The following is a 14498-nucleotide window of genomic DNA, read 5'->3' as shown; positions in this document are numbered from 1 at the left end:
ACAACCGAAATCTTCACGCTCGCCGGCTACCGCCTCTCGCAAAACTCCCCCACCGCCGCCGCCACCGCCCCTGCAATCATCTCCTGCCGCTCGGTCGAGTTCATTTCCATCTCCTCGTCGCGATTGATGATGGAGCCGGCTTCGAGCAGCACGGCAGCGCTTCTTGTTCGCGACAGCACGATGAGCCCGTCATAGCGGTAGACGCCGACATCCTTGTCAAGCAACTGACGCCGGTAGCGGCCCATCACCGGTAAGCTGTATTGGCTGGCATAGTGCAGGCCCTGCTCCTTCAACTGCCGACCGATCAACCTGGCCAGCTTCAGACTGGTGGTGAAGTGCGGATTGCGCTCGGAGACGAACAGCGAGTGGCCGGAAAAACGATCGCTGAAATAGCTCTTCGCGCCGTCGAATTCCCAGGTGTCGAGCAGCTTGTCCGGCACCGAATCGTGATGAACCGACAGAAAGAGATCGGCCCGGCCGTCATTCGCGACACTGACGCGCTTGAACAGGCTCGGCCGCGCCTTGCCGTCCGTGACGAGCAGGCGGGTTGCGGCGAACCCTTCAGACTTGAGCTTCGCCGTGATGAGCCGTGCGAGCCGGAAGTTGAAGCCGAACTCCGGATCGTTGCGCGCGCTTAGGGCGCCATAGGAGTCCGGGGTGTGACCGACATCCACGACGATGCGGAATTTCGGCATCTCACATTTGGCCGGTGACTGCACCGGCTTCGGTCTGGCCTTCGCAGCTTTTGCCGCGGCTGCGACGTCGCCGACAGGCCCTGACAACAGGATCGACGCGACCAGCCCGGCGATGATGCTGCGCAACGGCCTCAAGCGCTACTCCGCTGCCGCAATTCGTGGCCGGCCGACAAAGCCGGCGACGTCGCCGAAACGCTCCAGCATCACGGCCGGCAGGTCCTTGGTCTTGCTGGTGACGCAGGCGCCGGAGCGCACCGCGTAGCGATCCTGATGCGCAGCCTGCGACGGCGGCTCGCCCTGCTGGAGCGCGCGCGCCAGCTCCATCACGGTTTTGCGGAAATGCATGATGCCGAGATCGGTCGGCCCGAGATGCTCGCGGGTGCGGTCGGCGATCGGGCCTTGGCTGTCCTGCACGGCGGCATCCTGCTCGGACACGCCCTTGATGCCGGTATAGCTGCGGGTCTTCTGGAGCTTGCGGTCGATCAGGTAATCGTTGCCCTTGTGGCGCAGCGGCACGTAATTGGCGTCGACCTCCGCGATCACGCCGTTGCCACGGTCGTAGGCGTCGCGCTCTCCCTGCGTCAGCGGCCGCTCCGGATTCCAGACATAGGTGTAGATCCAGCAATTGGTGTCGGTGACGGGCACGAAGGTCTGGCCAAAGATGGCCTCGCCCGGCATCGCGCTCGGCGCATAGGCGTGGAACGGCATCAGGAACTGCGCGATGCGCCAGTAGATGTTGTCGCCGCCGGTGAGCCGGCCGCCGGCGATGGTCAGCCCCGCCTCGTGCGGAGCGACCTTGATCACGGGGCGCGGGTCCTCTGCTATCCAGCGCATGTGATCGTTGTTCATGCGCACCAGCGGATTCACAAAATGCTTCTTGATGTCCAGGATCTCGTTCTCCTCCTTGTCGAAGGAGAGATGGGCGAAGGTGAAATGCGCGGTGTCGATCGAGCCTTCCAGCGCCTGCACCCAGTTGCAGTCCTGCCATTTCTTGCTGACGTAGCGGTGCGAGGCCGGCAGCAGCGCCATTTCGAGATCGGGCAGCTCAGGCATCGCGTCCGCCGGGCCCATATAGGCCCAGATCATCTCGCCCCATTCGCGCACCGGATAGGACTTGATGCGGATGAGATCCTTGGCGTTGAGATCGGGATAGGAGGTCGGCATGTCCACGCAAGCCCCGTCGGTGTCGAACTTCCAGCCGTGATAGACGCAGCGGATGCCGCATTCCTCATTGCGCCCGAGCCAGAGATTGGCGCCGCGATGCGGGCAGTACTGGTCGATGACACCGACGACACCGCGTGAATCGCGGAAGGCGAGCAACTCCTCGCCGAGCACGACGATCTTCTTCGGCTCGCCGTCGGGCTCAGGGAGCTCTTCGGAGAGGAGGACGGGAATCCAGAAGCGGCGCAAAAGCTCGCCCATGCCCGTACCAGAGCCGGACTCGGTCAGGAATTTATTGTCCTCTGCGCGGAGCATGGAAATCCTCCCGATTTGTTTTTTTGGGAAGATTGGCTTCGGCTGGGGATGGCGTCAATGGAACCAGCCGGCGTAGCTGTCCGCGCAAGCTTTCTCTGCAGATATCCCCACAGTTGGCCCCCGGAAAAAAAGTCCGAAGGCCCCGATTCCGGCAACCGAATCGCCGTTGTAGAATCAGTAACCTCGAATTGAATCGCCTCAATATGTTCGTCTTTTGTTCTTGACGCGACTTCTCAGTTCACGTATAAAATGCGTTAAAAAACAACGCTCTAGAGCGGAGATGACGATGGCGGACCTACCTAAGATTGACTCTGCAGGACTACGTCTAGCAAAACTCAAGGGCGCAGAACGTGTCTCGTCGGTGACGCGAATCTCTGGTCCGGAGGGGAAGGTCGCCAAACGGGGCCAGTCATACCAACTGCGTCGCGATGAGGTAGCGAATGGCAGCGGCCCTATACAACCGGCAGGTAGACGAAAAGAGAGTCGTTAAGGTCAGGAACAAGAAAGGCGATGCTCGGAACGCCTTTAGACGTGACGTCGCCCGCCTAATACATTCGCCATCCTTCCGACGGCTTCAGGGGAAGGCACAGCTTTTCCCGTCGGACGAGAACGATTTTTTTCGAAATCGCCTAACGCACAGTCTTGAGGTCGCCCAAATAGCGACCGGCATAGCGCTGAACCTCAATAATAATGAGCCCGCGCTCAAGCGAACCCCCATTGATATTGATCTCGTGCATTTCGCCGCACTTGCTCACGACCTTGGACACCCGCCGTTTGGGCACGACGGCGAACGCACACTCGACCACATGATGAAGGGCTATGGGGGATTTGAGGGAAATGCTCAGACGATCCGAATACTCACCCGATTGGAAAAGAAGGAACTCGAAACTCCGCCAATGAGGCGTAGAGACATCGACACGAGGGTTGGCCTGAACCTCTCATATCGAAGCATCGCTTCAGTTTTGAAGTACGACAGGGTGATCCCGACAAACCGTCCAGCTACAAGCGAAGTGACGAAGGGCTACTATCAAACAGAAGCCGCACTCATTGCTGACATCAAATCCAGTATCGGACCCGGTTGCAAGCCTGGAAGGTTCAAGACTCTGGAGTGCAGCATCATGGATCTGGCAGACGATATTGCTTACTCAACATACGATGTTGAAGATGCCTTCAAGGCTGATTTTCTCTCCCCGCTATCAATGGCGGCTGCTGACAATCGTCTTAAGCAGCGCATCGCGGACGTTGTAAACAGGAAGATGCTCACGAGTTACCCGAAGAGCGTCACTTCGCAAGAAGCTTTGACCATCGACGGCGTCGATCGCATCATATTCTCAATGATGAAAGATATCTTTCAGCCCTCGCAACGTCTCGTAGAACGAGCTCAGGAGACAGCGATGACGGGCGAGGAGTTGAGCTACGCATTGTCTGCCGAAGTTTCAGCGGGCTCAAAAACTCTTCAAGAGGAAGGCAGCCTCCGCAGCGAGTTCACATCGAAGCTCGTTTATGCATTCATGTCTGACGTAGAATTTGTGTTGGATCCAAAGACGCCAGCTCTTAGTTGGGTTCAGCTCAAACTTGGTACATTTCAGGCGATAGAGGTACTGAAGCGATTTGCCTACGAGGCGCTCGTCATGTCTAATCGCTTCAAAATGGCAGACAGAAGAGGACGGGAAATCATTGAGCACATATTCAAAGCGCTAGCGCAGCCGGGCGGCGAGAAGCTTCTGCCTCATGATGTCCGCTCAACTTACGACGCATACAGCGACAAAGCTTGGAAATTGAGGACGATTTGCGACTTCATCGCTAGTATGACGGATCGCTATTGCGTTGAATTTTACTCTCGACTGATCGGCATCAACGCACCATCAATTTATAAACCGTATTAGAAAGCCGGAAAGAGCGGAACGGGACGGCTTTATCGCCTCACTCACACCGGCCGCTCGCCCTTCACCGTCACGCGCGTGCCCGAGCGCGTATGCGGCCAGTAGTCCCACATTGCGCGGTGCTGGGTGCAGCGGTTGTCCCAGAAGGCGATGGCGTTCTCGGTCCAGCGGAAGCGGCACTGGAACAGCGGGTTTTCGGCGTGCTGGTAGAGATAGGCGAGCATCGCGTCGCTCTCGTCGCGCGGGATGCCGTTGATGTGGCGGGTGAAGCCGCGATTGACGTAGAGCGCCTTCCTGCCTGTGACCGGATGCGTGCGGACCACCGGATGCTCCGCGTTCGGATAGGACGGACGATCGGCAACGCCGTAGTTCGCGTAGAGCCCGCGATAGATCGGCTCGCCATCGTGCAGCGCGGTAAGCCCGTCGAGATAGGCCTTCATGCGGTCGGACAGCGCCTCGTAGGCCGCGTACATGTTGGCGAACAGCGTGTCGCCGCCACGCGGCGGGCATTGCTTGATGTAGAGGATCGAGCCCATCGGCGGCTCGAGATCGCAGGACACGTCGGAATGCCAGCCCTCGCCGTTCGCCCGCGGCGAATTCTTGTCGGCGTAGATCTTCATCAAGGCCGGGTCTTCATCCTCGTGCGGAGCTGCGGGATGGAAATGCAGTTCGCCGAACTTGCGGCCGAAGGCGAGATGCTGCTGCGGCGTGATCTGCTGGTCGCGGAAGAAGATGACGAGATTTTCGGCGAGCGCGCGGTGGATCTCGTCCATCTGCCGGTTGGAGCGGGCATCGTCGGAGACGAGCTTGCCGATGTCGACGCCGGAGATTTCCGCTCCGATGATGGGAGTGAGCTTTTCGACCGCGATGGTCTCGTAGGGCGCGCCGTCTTCGGCCGTGTGGCGATAGCGCGGGCCTTGCTTGCCGGCGAGTGAGCTCATGGCGGTTCTCCCGATCGTTCTGATTGGGAGACATCGTAGCAATGTAGGGCGGGTTAGCGAAGCGTAACCCGCCACTTCGCTCCGCAAAAAATAAGGCGGGTTACGCTTCGCTAACCCGCCCTACGATTCCGATATTTAGGAGACGCTTACTCCGCCGCGGGCACCGGCACCTTGGCGCCCTGGCCGTAGCGCTGGTCGATGTAGTCGATCACCAGCGCCTTGAAGTCGGCGGAGATGGTGGGCCCGCGCAGCGTGCGGAACTTCTTGCCGTCGACGAACACGGGCGCGGCCGGCGCTTCGCCGGTGCCCGGGAGCGAGATGCCGATATTGGCGTGCTTGGATTCGCCCGGGCCGTTGACGATGCAGCCCATCACGGCAACGTTGAGCTCCTCCACGCCGGGATACTTGGTCTTCCAGGTCGGCATCTCGTCACGGATGAAATCCTGGATCGAGCGCGCCAGCTCCTGGAACGTGGTCGAGGTGGTGCGACCGCAGCCGGGGCAGGCCGCGACCAGCGGCACGAAGGTGCGGAAGCCCATGGTCTGGAGCAGTTCCTGGCCGACCTGCACCTCGCGGGTGCGGTCGCCGCCGGGCTCCGGCGTCAGCGAGATGCGGATGGTGTCGCCGATGCCCTGCTGCAGGAGGATGCCGAGCGCGGCCGAGGACGCCACGATGCCCTTCGAGCCCATGCCGGCTTCGGTCAGGCCGAGATGGATGGCGTAGTCGGAGCGGCTGGCGAGATCCTGATAGACCGCGATGAGATCCTGCACCGCCGAGACCTTAGCGGAGAGGATGATGCGGTCCTTGGGCATGCCGAGCTCTTCGGCGCGTGCGGCCGAGAGCAGCGCGGATTGCACCATGGCCTCGCGCGTCACCGCGCGGACGTCGCGCGGATTGGCCGAGGCGGCGTTCTCGTCCATCAGCTTGGTCAAGAGCTCCTGGTCGAGCGAGCCCCAATTGGCGCCGATGCGGACCGGCTTGCCGTTCTTGTTCGCGATCTCGATGATGTCGGCGAACTGGGTGTCGCGCTTGTCCTTGAAGCCGACATTGCCCGGGTTGATGCGGTACTTGGCGAGCGCCTCGGCGCAGGCCGGATAGGCCGCGAGCAGCTTGTGGCCGATATAGTGGAAGTCGCCGATCAGCGGCGTGGTGATGCCGCGCTTGGCGAGGCCGTCGCGGATGTGCGGGACGGCGGCCGCGGCCTCCTCGCGGTCCACGGTGATGCGGACCATTTCGGAGCCGGCGCGCGCGAGCGCTGCAACCTGGGCGATGGTGCCGTCGATATCGGCGGTGTCGGTGTTGGTCATCGACTGCACGACGATCGGCGCGCCGCCGCCGACAGCGACGTTGCCGACCTTGACCTGGGTGGTCCGGTGCCGGGGCGCGGGGCCCGCGATGTCTGAATCGAGAGGGTTTTCGAGCTTGTTCATGGCGTCCAAATATCAGGTTTTGGTGACGTTCAGCAATGCATCGCGCGGCGCCGCAGCCGATTGGCTGGGACGGTTAACCAGAAAAAGCCCAGCAATTACAAGGACCGCGGCGGCCCCGAATGTCAGGCTCAGGGTGTCGTGCATGATGAAATAGCTACCCACCACGCCAAACAAAGGGGTGATGAAGGTAAAAGCGGACAATTTGCTGGCCGAATAGGCCTTCACCAGCGCGAACCAAAGCGTGAACGTGGTTCCCACCACCCAGATCGCCTGGAAGGCCATCAGGCCGAGCGACAGCGGCGCCGGGGTGTGGGTGATGGATTCGCCGAATAGCCAGGCCGCCAGCCCCAGGATCGGGATCGAGGTCGCGACCTGGTAGCCCAGCGCCTTTTCCGGTGCGGCGAAGCGCAGACGTGTGCCCTTGGCCACCAGCGTCGTTGCCGCCCACAGCCCGGCGCCGCCGACGATCAGAAGGTCGCCGAGCAGGACATGCGAATCGACATTCGGCTGCGGCACCCCGATCGCGAGCGCGACACCGGCAAAGCTGATGGCAAGACCCAGCCATTGCGAGGCGCCAAGCCGCTCGCCGAGCACCTGGTAGGAGCCGAGCGCGACGAAGAACGGGGCGGTGTAGAGGAACACCACCGCGCGAGAGGCGGAGGTGAGGCGCAGGCCCTGGAAAATCAGCACGAACTCGATGCCGAACATCAGCCCTGCGATCAGGCCGGCCTTCCATGTCCCGTCACGCTCGAAGAATTTCACGCCACGCAGAGTGCCGATGATGAACAGCACCGGCAGCGCGCCCATGGAGCGGATCATCGCCTGGAGCATCGGCGGGATGTCCGGCAGCACCAGCTTCACCGCGATCTGGTTGAATCCCCAGGTCAGGCACAGCATGAGCATCAGGGCGATGGCGCCGGCGCTGAGAGGACGGCCGGCAGACGGGATGGCTTGAGGTGCGGACATTTCTTCCCAAAAATCCGGCTTTGCGCCGTTGTTGCTTCAAGACGTTTTCTGACAATGGGTGCAGACGCCCGTGATCTCCACCACAGACAGCTTCGGCGCAAAGCCCGAGCTGCGCGCCGCGGCATTGAGATCCCCGGCAAAGGACCCCGACGGGATCTCGCCGACAAGGCCACAGCGCTCGCAGATCAGGAACGCCACCGCCGAGGTCGCGTCATGGTCATGGGCGGCACAGGCGAGATAGGCGTTGCGGCTTTCGATGCGGTGTACGAGGCCGTTGGCCATCAAGAAATCGAGAGCACGATAGACCGTGATCGGCGCCGGCCGCGCCATCGATTTCGCCAGCTCGTCGATCACCTCATAGGCGCCGAGCGGGCGATGGCTGGAGAGCAAGGCACCCAGCACCTGGCGGCGGATCGGCGTGAATTTTTGCGCGCGGGCCTCGCAAACCTCCTCGGCATGCGCCAGCGCGTCCGCGGTGCAGCGGCCGTGATCGTGGTCAGGCGCGGGAAAGGCCGGCTTTGCGAGGGTCATGCGGCCTGCCTTCTAGCATTTCGGCGATGGAACCCAAAGCATCACGGGCGGCGGGGCTGCCAGCCATGCTCTTCCTGCGGGACTGCATCCCGATAATCCGCCACACAATAATCATAAGCTTGCTTATATTATCTCAAGCTTATTGGAGACAAAGCTCATGACCCGCGGGTCGGTCGACCAGAACTTCCTGTTTACGCTCGGCGAACTCTACCGCCTGCTGCGCGTCTATGCCGACAAGGAGGCCTCGCGCTTCGGCATCACCCGTGCGCAATGGGCGGTGCTGGCCAAGGTCGAGCGCAGCGAGGGCATGAAGCAGTCCGAACTCGCCGAGCTGCTCGAGGTGCAGCCGATCACGCTGACGCGTCTGATCGACAAGCTCTGCGACAGCGACTGGATCGAGCGCCGCAGCGACCCTTCGGACCGCCGCGTCAAGCGCCTCTATCTCAAGAAGGCCGGCCGACAGCTGCTCGGCCGGATGAGCGGCCTGAAGTCGGAGCTCACGGCGAACGCGCTCGACGGCATCAGTCCGGCGGACGCGCACCGTCTCCTCACCCAACTCGAAACAATCAAGGAAAACGTGCGTAACGCGATTCAGACATCGGGCGCGGAGCAAGCACGCAAGGAGCAGCGCTATGGCTGATCAGGTTCTCAAATTCCAGCCCGAGCACAAGAACGACAGCGGCAAGCCCACCAGGAAGGCCGGCACCGATCCGCGCCGCCGCGTGCTCGCCGGCCTGCGCCGCTATCGCCGCTTCCTGCTGATGGTCGTGCTGCCTGTTGTCGCCGCCATCGGCGGCGTCACATTCTATCTGCACGGCGGACGCTATGTCGGCACTGACGATGCCTATGTCGGCGCACAGAAGGTGCTGGTGACGCCCGACATCTCCGGCAAGATCGAGAAGGTCGTCGTCCGCGAAGGCCAGCTCGTCAAGCAGGGCGACGTGCTGTTCGAGATCGATCCCGTGCCGTTCCGCCTCGCGGTGGACGAGGCCAGGGCGCAGCTCATGCAGGCGCAGACGACCTACGACAACCTTCGCGCCAACATCAAGATCTACGGCGACATGCTCGACCTCGCCCAGAAGGGCGTCGACCTCAAGCAGCGCGACGTCGAGCGCAAGCAGGCGCTGGTGAAGAACAGCTTCGGCTCGCAGCTCGATCTCGACAACGCCTCGAACGCGCTGGTCACCTCGGGCTCGATCGCGCAATACGTCAAGCAGCAGATCTCGACCGCCAAGACGCAGTTGCTCGGCGACACCGATCTGCCGCTGGAGAAATTCCCGCCCTACGCGCAGGCCAAATCCAAGCTCGAAAACGCCGAGCGCAATCTCGACCACGCCGTGGTGCGGGCCTCGATGGGCGGCGTCGCGACGCAAGTCGAGCAGATCCAGCTCGGCCGCTATGTGGCGGCGGGCACGGCGGTGTTCTCGATCGTCGATATCGCCCATCCCTGGGTCGACGCCAATCCGAAGGAGAGCGATCTCACCTATGTCACGGAGGGCCAGCCGGTGACGCTTGAGGTCGACGCATTCCCGAACCACGTCTTCAAGGGCAAGATCGGCTCGCTCTCGCCCGGCACCGGCGCGCAGTTCGCGATCCTGCCGCCGCAGAACGCCACCGGCAATTTCGTCAAGGTCGTGCAGCGCGTGCCGATCAGGATCTATTTCGACGAGACCGACAAATACGTGCGGAAGCTGAAGGCCGGCATGAGCGTCTATGCCACCATCGACACCGGCCACCAGCGCACGCTCGCCGGCCTGCTCGGCCTGTCGGCGACCGCAGGCCAGGACAAAGAATAAGATACAAAGAATAAGATAAGGACTGATCTGATGTCCGGCCCCAATGCCAGCCTGATGGTCCCCGGCCTGCGCCGGAACATGGTGACGATCTGCGCCATGACCGCGACCATCATGCAGGCGCTGGACACCACGATCGCCAACGTCGCCCTGCCCTATATGCAGGGCACGCTGTCGGCGTCGCAGGACCAGATCAACTGGGTGCTGACCTCCTACATCGTCGCCGCCGCGATCATGACGGCGCCGGTGGGCTGGATCGCCAACCGCTTCGGCCGCAAGCGCATCTTCATCATCTGCTCGGCCGGCTTCACCATGGCGTCCGTGCTGTGCGGCCTGGCGCAGGACATCAACCAGATGGTGCTGTTCCGCCTGCTGCAAGGCGTGTTCGGCGCGGCGCTGGTGCCGCTGTCGCAGTCGGTCATGCTCGATTACTACACGCTCCAGGAGCGCGCCAAGGCGATGTCGATCTGGGGCATGGGCGTGATGATGGGCCCGATCATGGGCCCCTCCCTCGGCGCCTGGCTGACCGAGACCTATTCCTGGCACTGGGTGTTCTTCGTCAATTTGCCGTTCGGCGCGATCACCGTGCTCGGGCTGATCGTCTTCATGGACGAGACCAGGAAGGATCTCAGCCTCAAGTTCGACTGGTTCGGCTTCGCAGCGTTGGCGATCGCGATCGGCTCGCTGCAGCTCGCGCTCGACCGCGGCGAGCAGCTCGGCTGGCTGGAATCCAACGAGATCATCGCGGAATTCATCGTCTCGGCCGTCGCCTTCTACTTCTTCCTCGCGCACTCCTTCACGACGTCGACGCCGTTCATCCGCTTTGCGCTGTTTCGGGACCGCAACTTCGTCACCGGCTGCGTGTTCATGGTCGTGATGGGCCTCGTACTGTTCTCGACCATGGCGCTCGCCTCGCCCTACATGCAGAACGTGATTGGCTATCCCATCATCACCGCCGGCCTGCTGCTGGCGAGCCGCGGTTTCGGCACCTTCTTCGCCATGATGCTGGTCGGCCGCATGATGCGCTATTTCGAGGCGCGTACGCTGATCATTACCGGCCTCACTCTGACCGCGGGCTCGCTGTTCCAGATGACCGGCTGGACCGACCTGACCCAGGTGCCGGAGATCGTCACCGTCAGCATCATCCAGGGCTTTGGCTTCGGTCTCGTCTTCGTGCCGCTCTCGACGGTGTCGTTCCTGACGCTGCCGAACCATCTGCGCACCGACGGCACCGCCATGCTGACCCTGATGCGCAACGTCGCGAGCTCGGTCGGCATTTCGGTCGTCATCGCCGAGCTGACGCAGGGCACGCGGCGGACCTATGCGATCCTGTCCGAGCACATCAACCCATTCAACCACGCCCTGCAAATGCCCGACGTGCGCGGCATCATCAACCTGTCCACCGACGCCGGCCGCGCCATGGCCGACCGGATGGTCGGCGTGCAGGCGCAGATCATCGCCTTCGCCCACGACTACATGCTGGTGATGGTCTTCATCCTCTGTACCATCCCGCTCGCGCTGATGATCGGCTCGACCAAGGCCACCCTGCGCAAGCAGGCAGCGGGGCCGGAACATGCGGTGATGGAGTAGTTGTTGTCGTCCCCTTCACGGTCGTCCTGGACAAGCGCAGCGCAGATCCAGGACCCATTACCCCAGGGAGGAGTTTGACGACGGCTCGTGGTTGCTAGCTCGGCGCCACAACCACGCCCAGGGGTAATGGGTCCTGGCTTTCGCCAGGACGACATCGGGGTTGCGGCGCCGCCTACCCCAACAACTCCTCACATCCCAAATCCTCGACCGCGATCATCACCCGTTCCAGATTGTTCCACCAGATCAGCGGCGGGATGTTGATGCTCCACTGCCAGACCGGCCGCGTGATCTGCCAGAGCACCGCCCAGCGGTAGTCGCGGTCGAGCGCGCCGCGCGTATAGCTGGTGATGCCGCTGTCGATCAGCGTCTCGTGATAGAGATTGAGCAGCGGCCGTTCGAGCGCCTGCCGGCGTTCCGGATACCAATGCATCGCCATCATATAGGCGAGATCGTGGGTCGGAACGTTGATGCTCCAGAGATCGAAATCGAAGATGCGCACGGTGTCGGCGACGCCGGCGCGCGGCAGCAGGAAATTCCAGGTATGGGCGTCGCCATGCGTGATGCTGAGATGACGGCGTGAATGGTAACGCTGGGACAGCCGTTCCGACTGATCGATCAGGCGACGGTAGAGGATCCGCCGCTCTTCGCTGAGGCGATTGCCGAGAACGTCGGCAAAGCGGTCATAATGGCCCGCAAACGTCTCCATGCGTTGTGCGCTGTCGTCCGTGCTCGCGAAGGTGCCGACGGTGTCGCCGAAGCTCGGATGGTCCCACCAGGCCGCATGCCAGCGTGCGAGCGTGGTGACGATGGCGAAGGTTTGCTCGCGCGACGGCGGCACCGGCCAGGCCATCGCAATGTCGTGGCTGTCGGTGAGGTCCTCCAGCAGCAGATGCCAGGTGGGGCCGTCCCCGTCGAAATGCCCGTCAAAACAGCGCGGCACGAGTCCCGGCGGCATTTTCGGCGCGAGCTGCGTGTAGTAGTCCACCTCGCGCCGGCCGCCATTGGCGAGGCTTTCGGCGAAAGCGGAATTGGGGGTCTTGAGGATCAGCGACTGCGGGGCGCCGGCGGATTCGCCGACATAACGCAGACCGAGCCTGACGATGTGTGACACGACGGTGTCACGCTGATGCAGCACCTTCACTTCGCGCACCGCGCCGGCGTCCAGCACGCCGCCCCGGCGGAGCGCAGCCGTCAGTCGGGCGGGCTCAACGACCGCCGGCAATTGTGGAAGTGTCATGACCACGATGCCCCTGTCCCGCGCCATACTGCACGATCACGATCCCAGGCACCAGCGGCCGACCTGATGCCTGACCTACGCCGCCGCAGTCGAGTCGCGCACGGTCCGAACCACGACCGACCGCAGCTGCTCGAGATTGGCCGCCATGCCGGCAATTGCCTGTCTGACCTCCGCGGCGCGCTCGTTCACGGAAGCGGCGTCGCGGCTGACATTGCCGATCTTGGCCGAGACGTCCTTTGCGGCAGACGCCGATTCGGAAATCGACCGCGCGATCTCCCGCGTCGCCGCATCCTGCTCTTCCATCGCGGCGGCAACTGAGGTCGCAACGCCGTCGATCTCGACGATGTGGCCTCCCATGGCCTCGACGGCGTCCACGGCCGCCTGTGTCGAGGCCTGGATCTCGGCGATCAGGCGCGCGATCTCCTCGGTGGACTTGGCGGTCTGGTCGGACAGGGATTTCACCTCGGATGCGACCACGGCGAAGCCGCGGCCGGCCTCGCCGGCGCGCGCCGCCTCGATGGTGGCGTTGAGCGCCAGCAGGTTGGTCTGGCCGGCAATGCCGCCGATGAGGTCGGAGACCTCCGCGATCTTCTTCACCGATCCGGCCAGCGCCTGGATGGTCGAGCGGGCCTGCTCGCGGCCTGCGACCGCCGACCTCGTGACGGTCGAGGTGCGAGCGACCTGGGTGGCGATCTCCCGGATCGAGGCGCTCAGCTCCTCGGCTGCAGCCGAAACCGTCTGCGAGCTGCCCAGCGCCTGCGTCGAGGCCGCAGCCACTGCCTGTGATTCCGTGGACAACGAGCGGGCGATCTCGGACAGGCTGGAGGCGACCCGTTCCACGCCCTGGCTCGCGGCGCTCGCGGTATCGACCGAACGGCCGGTTTCGCGCTCGACCGTCTCGGCCATCTGATGCAGGGCCGAGCGCTTGGCGCGTGCGGCCTCCTCTTCGTTCTGCAATTGCTCCTCGCGCAAGCGGGAGTTCTCGATCGCCCCCTGCTTGAACACCTCGAGGGCGCCGGCCATCGAGCCGACCTCGTCCTGCCGATGCGCGAAGGGGATGTCGGCGGCGAGATCGCCGGTCGCAAGCTTCTGCATCGTGCCGGTCATGCGCACGATCGGGCGCACCACGCCAAGGGCGACGCCGAGCAGGCCGGCGGCAATGAACGCAAGGACCGCCGCGGAGACACCGAGGAGGATATAGAGGATCGAGCTGTCGCGGTCCGCGGCCAGCTTCTCCATGGCGGCATTCTGCTTGTTGGCGTTCTCGACGATACTGTCGATGACGGCGCGATGCGCGGTGTAGGCGTCCTTGAGCTGCGCATAGGCGCGCTCGGCGGCAGTCGTATCCTTGGCCTTGAGGGCCGGCAGGAGCTGGTCGGACGCCTTCCAGAATTTCTGCACCTCGGCATCGGATTTCGACACCAGGGCAGTCTTCAGGTCGGCCGAGAGGCTGGAGGCGACCCAGTAAGCCTTGCGCTCGGCGTAATCCTTGCGGAGCTGGACCAGTCGCTCGCCATGGGCGGCCAGCTGATCCGGCTCGCGCATGGCGAGCGTGGCTTCGAGATAGGCCTCGATGACATATTCCGGCGGCGGCAGGATGTCGGCGATGAGGTCGTTGCCGAGCTTGATGTCGGAATAGAGCGGACCGCCGACCTTGAGCTCGCGTAGCGCGTAGAGGCTGGTCGAGACGACCGCAGTGAAGCCGATGGCGAGCACGATGCCGAACGCAATGATCGCGGAAGACAACGACAGACGAATTTTCATGAGGCAATCCAGGCGCGAATCAAATCTGCACCGAGCCTAGATCGCTACGGTAAATACGGACTTTCCTCGCGGACTGGTTGCAGAAGGAAAAGCTCCGCAGAACTACGGGAATGGGACGTCAATCAATCGGTTTTGGTCAGCGAGACTGACGCTCAAACGCGCAGCATCGGTTGCGATTGCGCTGAATGAGAA

General features: G+C 62.9%; 12 protein-coding genes. 4 read left to right on the top strand and 8 right to left on the bottom strand.

Annotated features, from left to right (window positions below):
- Nucleotides 1-26: 26 nt before the first annotated feature.
- Together XH79_RS22480 and XH79_RS22475 are read right to left on the bottom strand one after the other, a co-directional pair.
- Nucleotides 27-830, bottom strand: a complete 804-nt coding sequence (locus XH79_RS22480; protein ID WP_271582959.1) for an N-acetylmuramoyl-L-alanine amidase — start codon at nucleotides 828-830, stop codon at nucleotides 27-29.
- 3 nt (nucleotides 831-833) lie between these two features.
- On the bottom strand, nucleotides 834-2171 hold the full coding sequence (locus tag XH79_RS22475; protein WP_271582958.1) for a Rieske 2Fe-2S domain-containing protein: 1338 nt from the start codon (nucleotides 2169-2171) through the stop codon (nucleotides 834-836).
- 440 nt (nucleotides 2172-2611) lie between these two features.
- On the opposite strand from XH79_RS22475, the gene dgt reads away from it, so the two are divergent.
- Nucleotides 2612-4057: a dGTP triphosphohydrolase gene (gene dgt, locus XH79_RS22470; protein ID WP_271582957.1), complete on the top strand. Its 1446-nt coding sequence runs from the start codon at nucleotides 2612-2614 to the stop codon at nucleotides 4055-4057.
- A 41-nt stretch (nucleotides 4058-4098) separates the two neighbouring features.
- On the opposite strand, the gene XH79_RS22465 is transcribed toward dgt, so the two are convergent.
- The 4 genes from XH79_RS22465 to XH79_RS22450 form a co-directional block, all read right to left on the bottom strand.
- On the bottom strand, nucleotides 4099-4995 hold the full coding sequence (locus tag XH79_RS22465) for a TauD/TfdA dioxygenase family protein (RefSeq protein WP_271582956.1): 897 nt from the start codon (nucleotides 4993-4995) through the stop codon (nucleotides 4099-4101).
- 146 nt (nucleotides 4996-5141) lie between these two features.
- Nucleotides 5142-6425 (bottom strand): flavodoxin-dependent (E)-4-hydroxy-3-methylbut-2-enyl-diphosphate synthase, encoded by a 1284-nt coding sequence (ispG, locus tag XH79_RS22460; protein ID WP_271582955.1) that lies wholly within the window; start codon nucleotides 6423-6425, stop codon nucleotides 5142-5144.
- A 12-nt stretch (nucleotides 6426-6437) separates the two neighbouring features.
- Nucleotides 6438-7391, bottom strand: coding sequence for a DMT family transporter (locus tag XH79_RS22455; RefSeq protein ID WP_212340452.1), 954 nt, complete (start codon nucleotides 7389-7391; stop codon nucleotides 6438-6440).
- 36 nt (nucleotides 7392-7427) lie between these two features.
- Nucleotides 7428-7922, bottom strand: coding sequence for a Fur family transcriptional regulator (locus XH79_RS22450; RefSeq protein WP_212340451.1), 495 nt, complete (start codon nucleotides 7920-7922; stop codon nucleotides 7428-7430).
- Between the two features lie 157 nt (nucleotides 7923-8079).
- Here XH79_RS22450 and XH79_RS22445 point away from each other — a divergent pair, with 157 nt between their 5' ends.
- From XH79_RS22445 to XH79_RS22435, 3 genes are read left to right on the top strand one after another with little or no spacing between them, the layout of a single operon-like run.
- On the top strand, nucleotides 8080-8562 hold the full coding sequence (locus tag XH79_RS22445; RefSeq protein WP_212340449.1) for a MarR family winged helix-turn-helix transcriptional regulator: 483 nt from the start codon (nucleotides 8080-8082) through the stop codon (nucleotides 8560-8562).
- Nucleotides 8555-9718, top strand: coding sequence for an HlyD family secretion protein (locus XH79_RS22440; protein WP_212340447.1), 1164 nt, complete (start codon nucleotides 8555-8557; stop codon nucleotides 9716-9718). Before XH79_RS22445 ends, XH79_RS22440 begins: the two co-directional genes overlap by 8 nt.
- Nucleotides 9719-9748: 30 nt before the next feature.
- The gene (locus XH79_RS22435; protein WP_271582954.1) at nucleotides 9749-11305 is read left to right on the top strand and encodes an MDR family MFS transporter; all 1557 of its coding nucleotides are present in this window, start codon (nucleotides 9749-9751) and stop codon (nucleotides 11303-11305) included.
- Nucleotides 11306-11477: 172 nt separating this feature from the next.
- Here XH79_RS22435 and XH79_RS22430 read toward each other — a convergent pair whose 3' ends face one another.
- A complete protein-coding gene (locus XH79_RS22430; RefSeq protein ID WP_271582953.1) occupies nucleotides 11478-12569 on the bottom strand; it encodes a phosphotransferase in 1092 nt (363 codons plus the stop codon).
- A gap of 48 nt (nucleotides 12570-12617) precedes the next feature.
- Entirely contained in the window at nucleotides 12618-14306 is a 1689-nt protein-coding gene (locus XH79_RS22425; RefSeq protein ID WP_271582952.1) for a methyl-accepting chemotaxis protein, read from the bottom strand.
- Nucleotides 14307-14498 lie beyond the last annotated feature (192 nt).

This window comes from Bradyrhizobium sp. CCBAU 45389, from assembly GCF_028128625.1.
Taxonomy (GTDB): domain Bacteria; phylum Pseudomonadota; class Alphaproteobacteria; order Rhizobiales; family Xanthobacteraceae; genus Bradyrhizobium; species Bradyrhizobium liaoningense_B.
The sequence above is the reverse complement of the archived record's forward strand: the minus strand, read 5'-3'. Positions and strand labels throughout refer to the sequence as shown.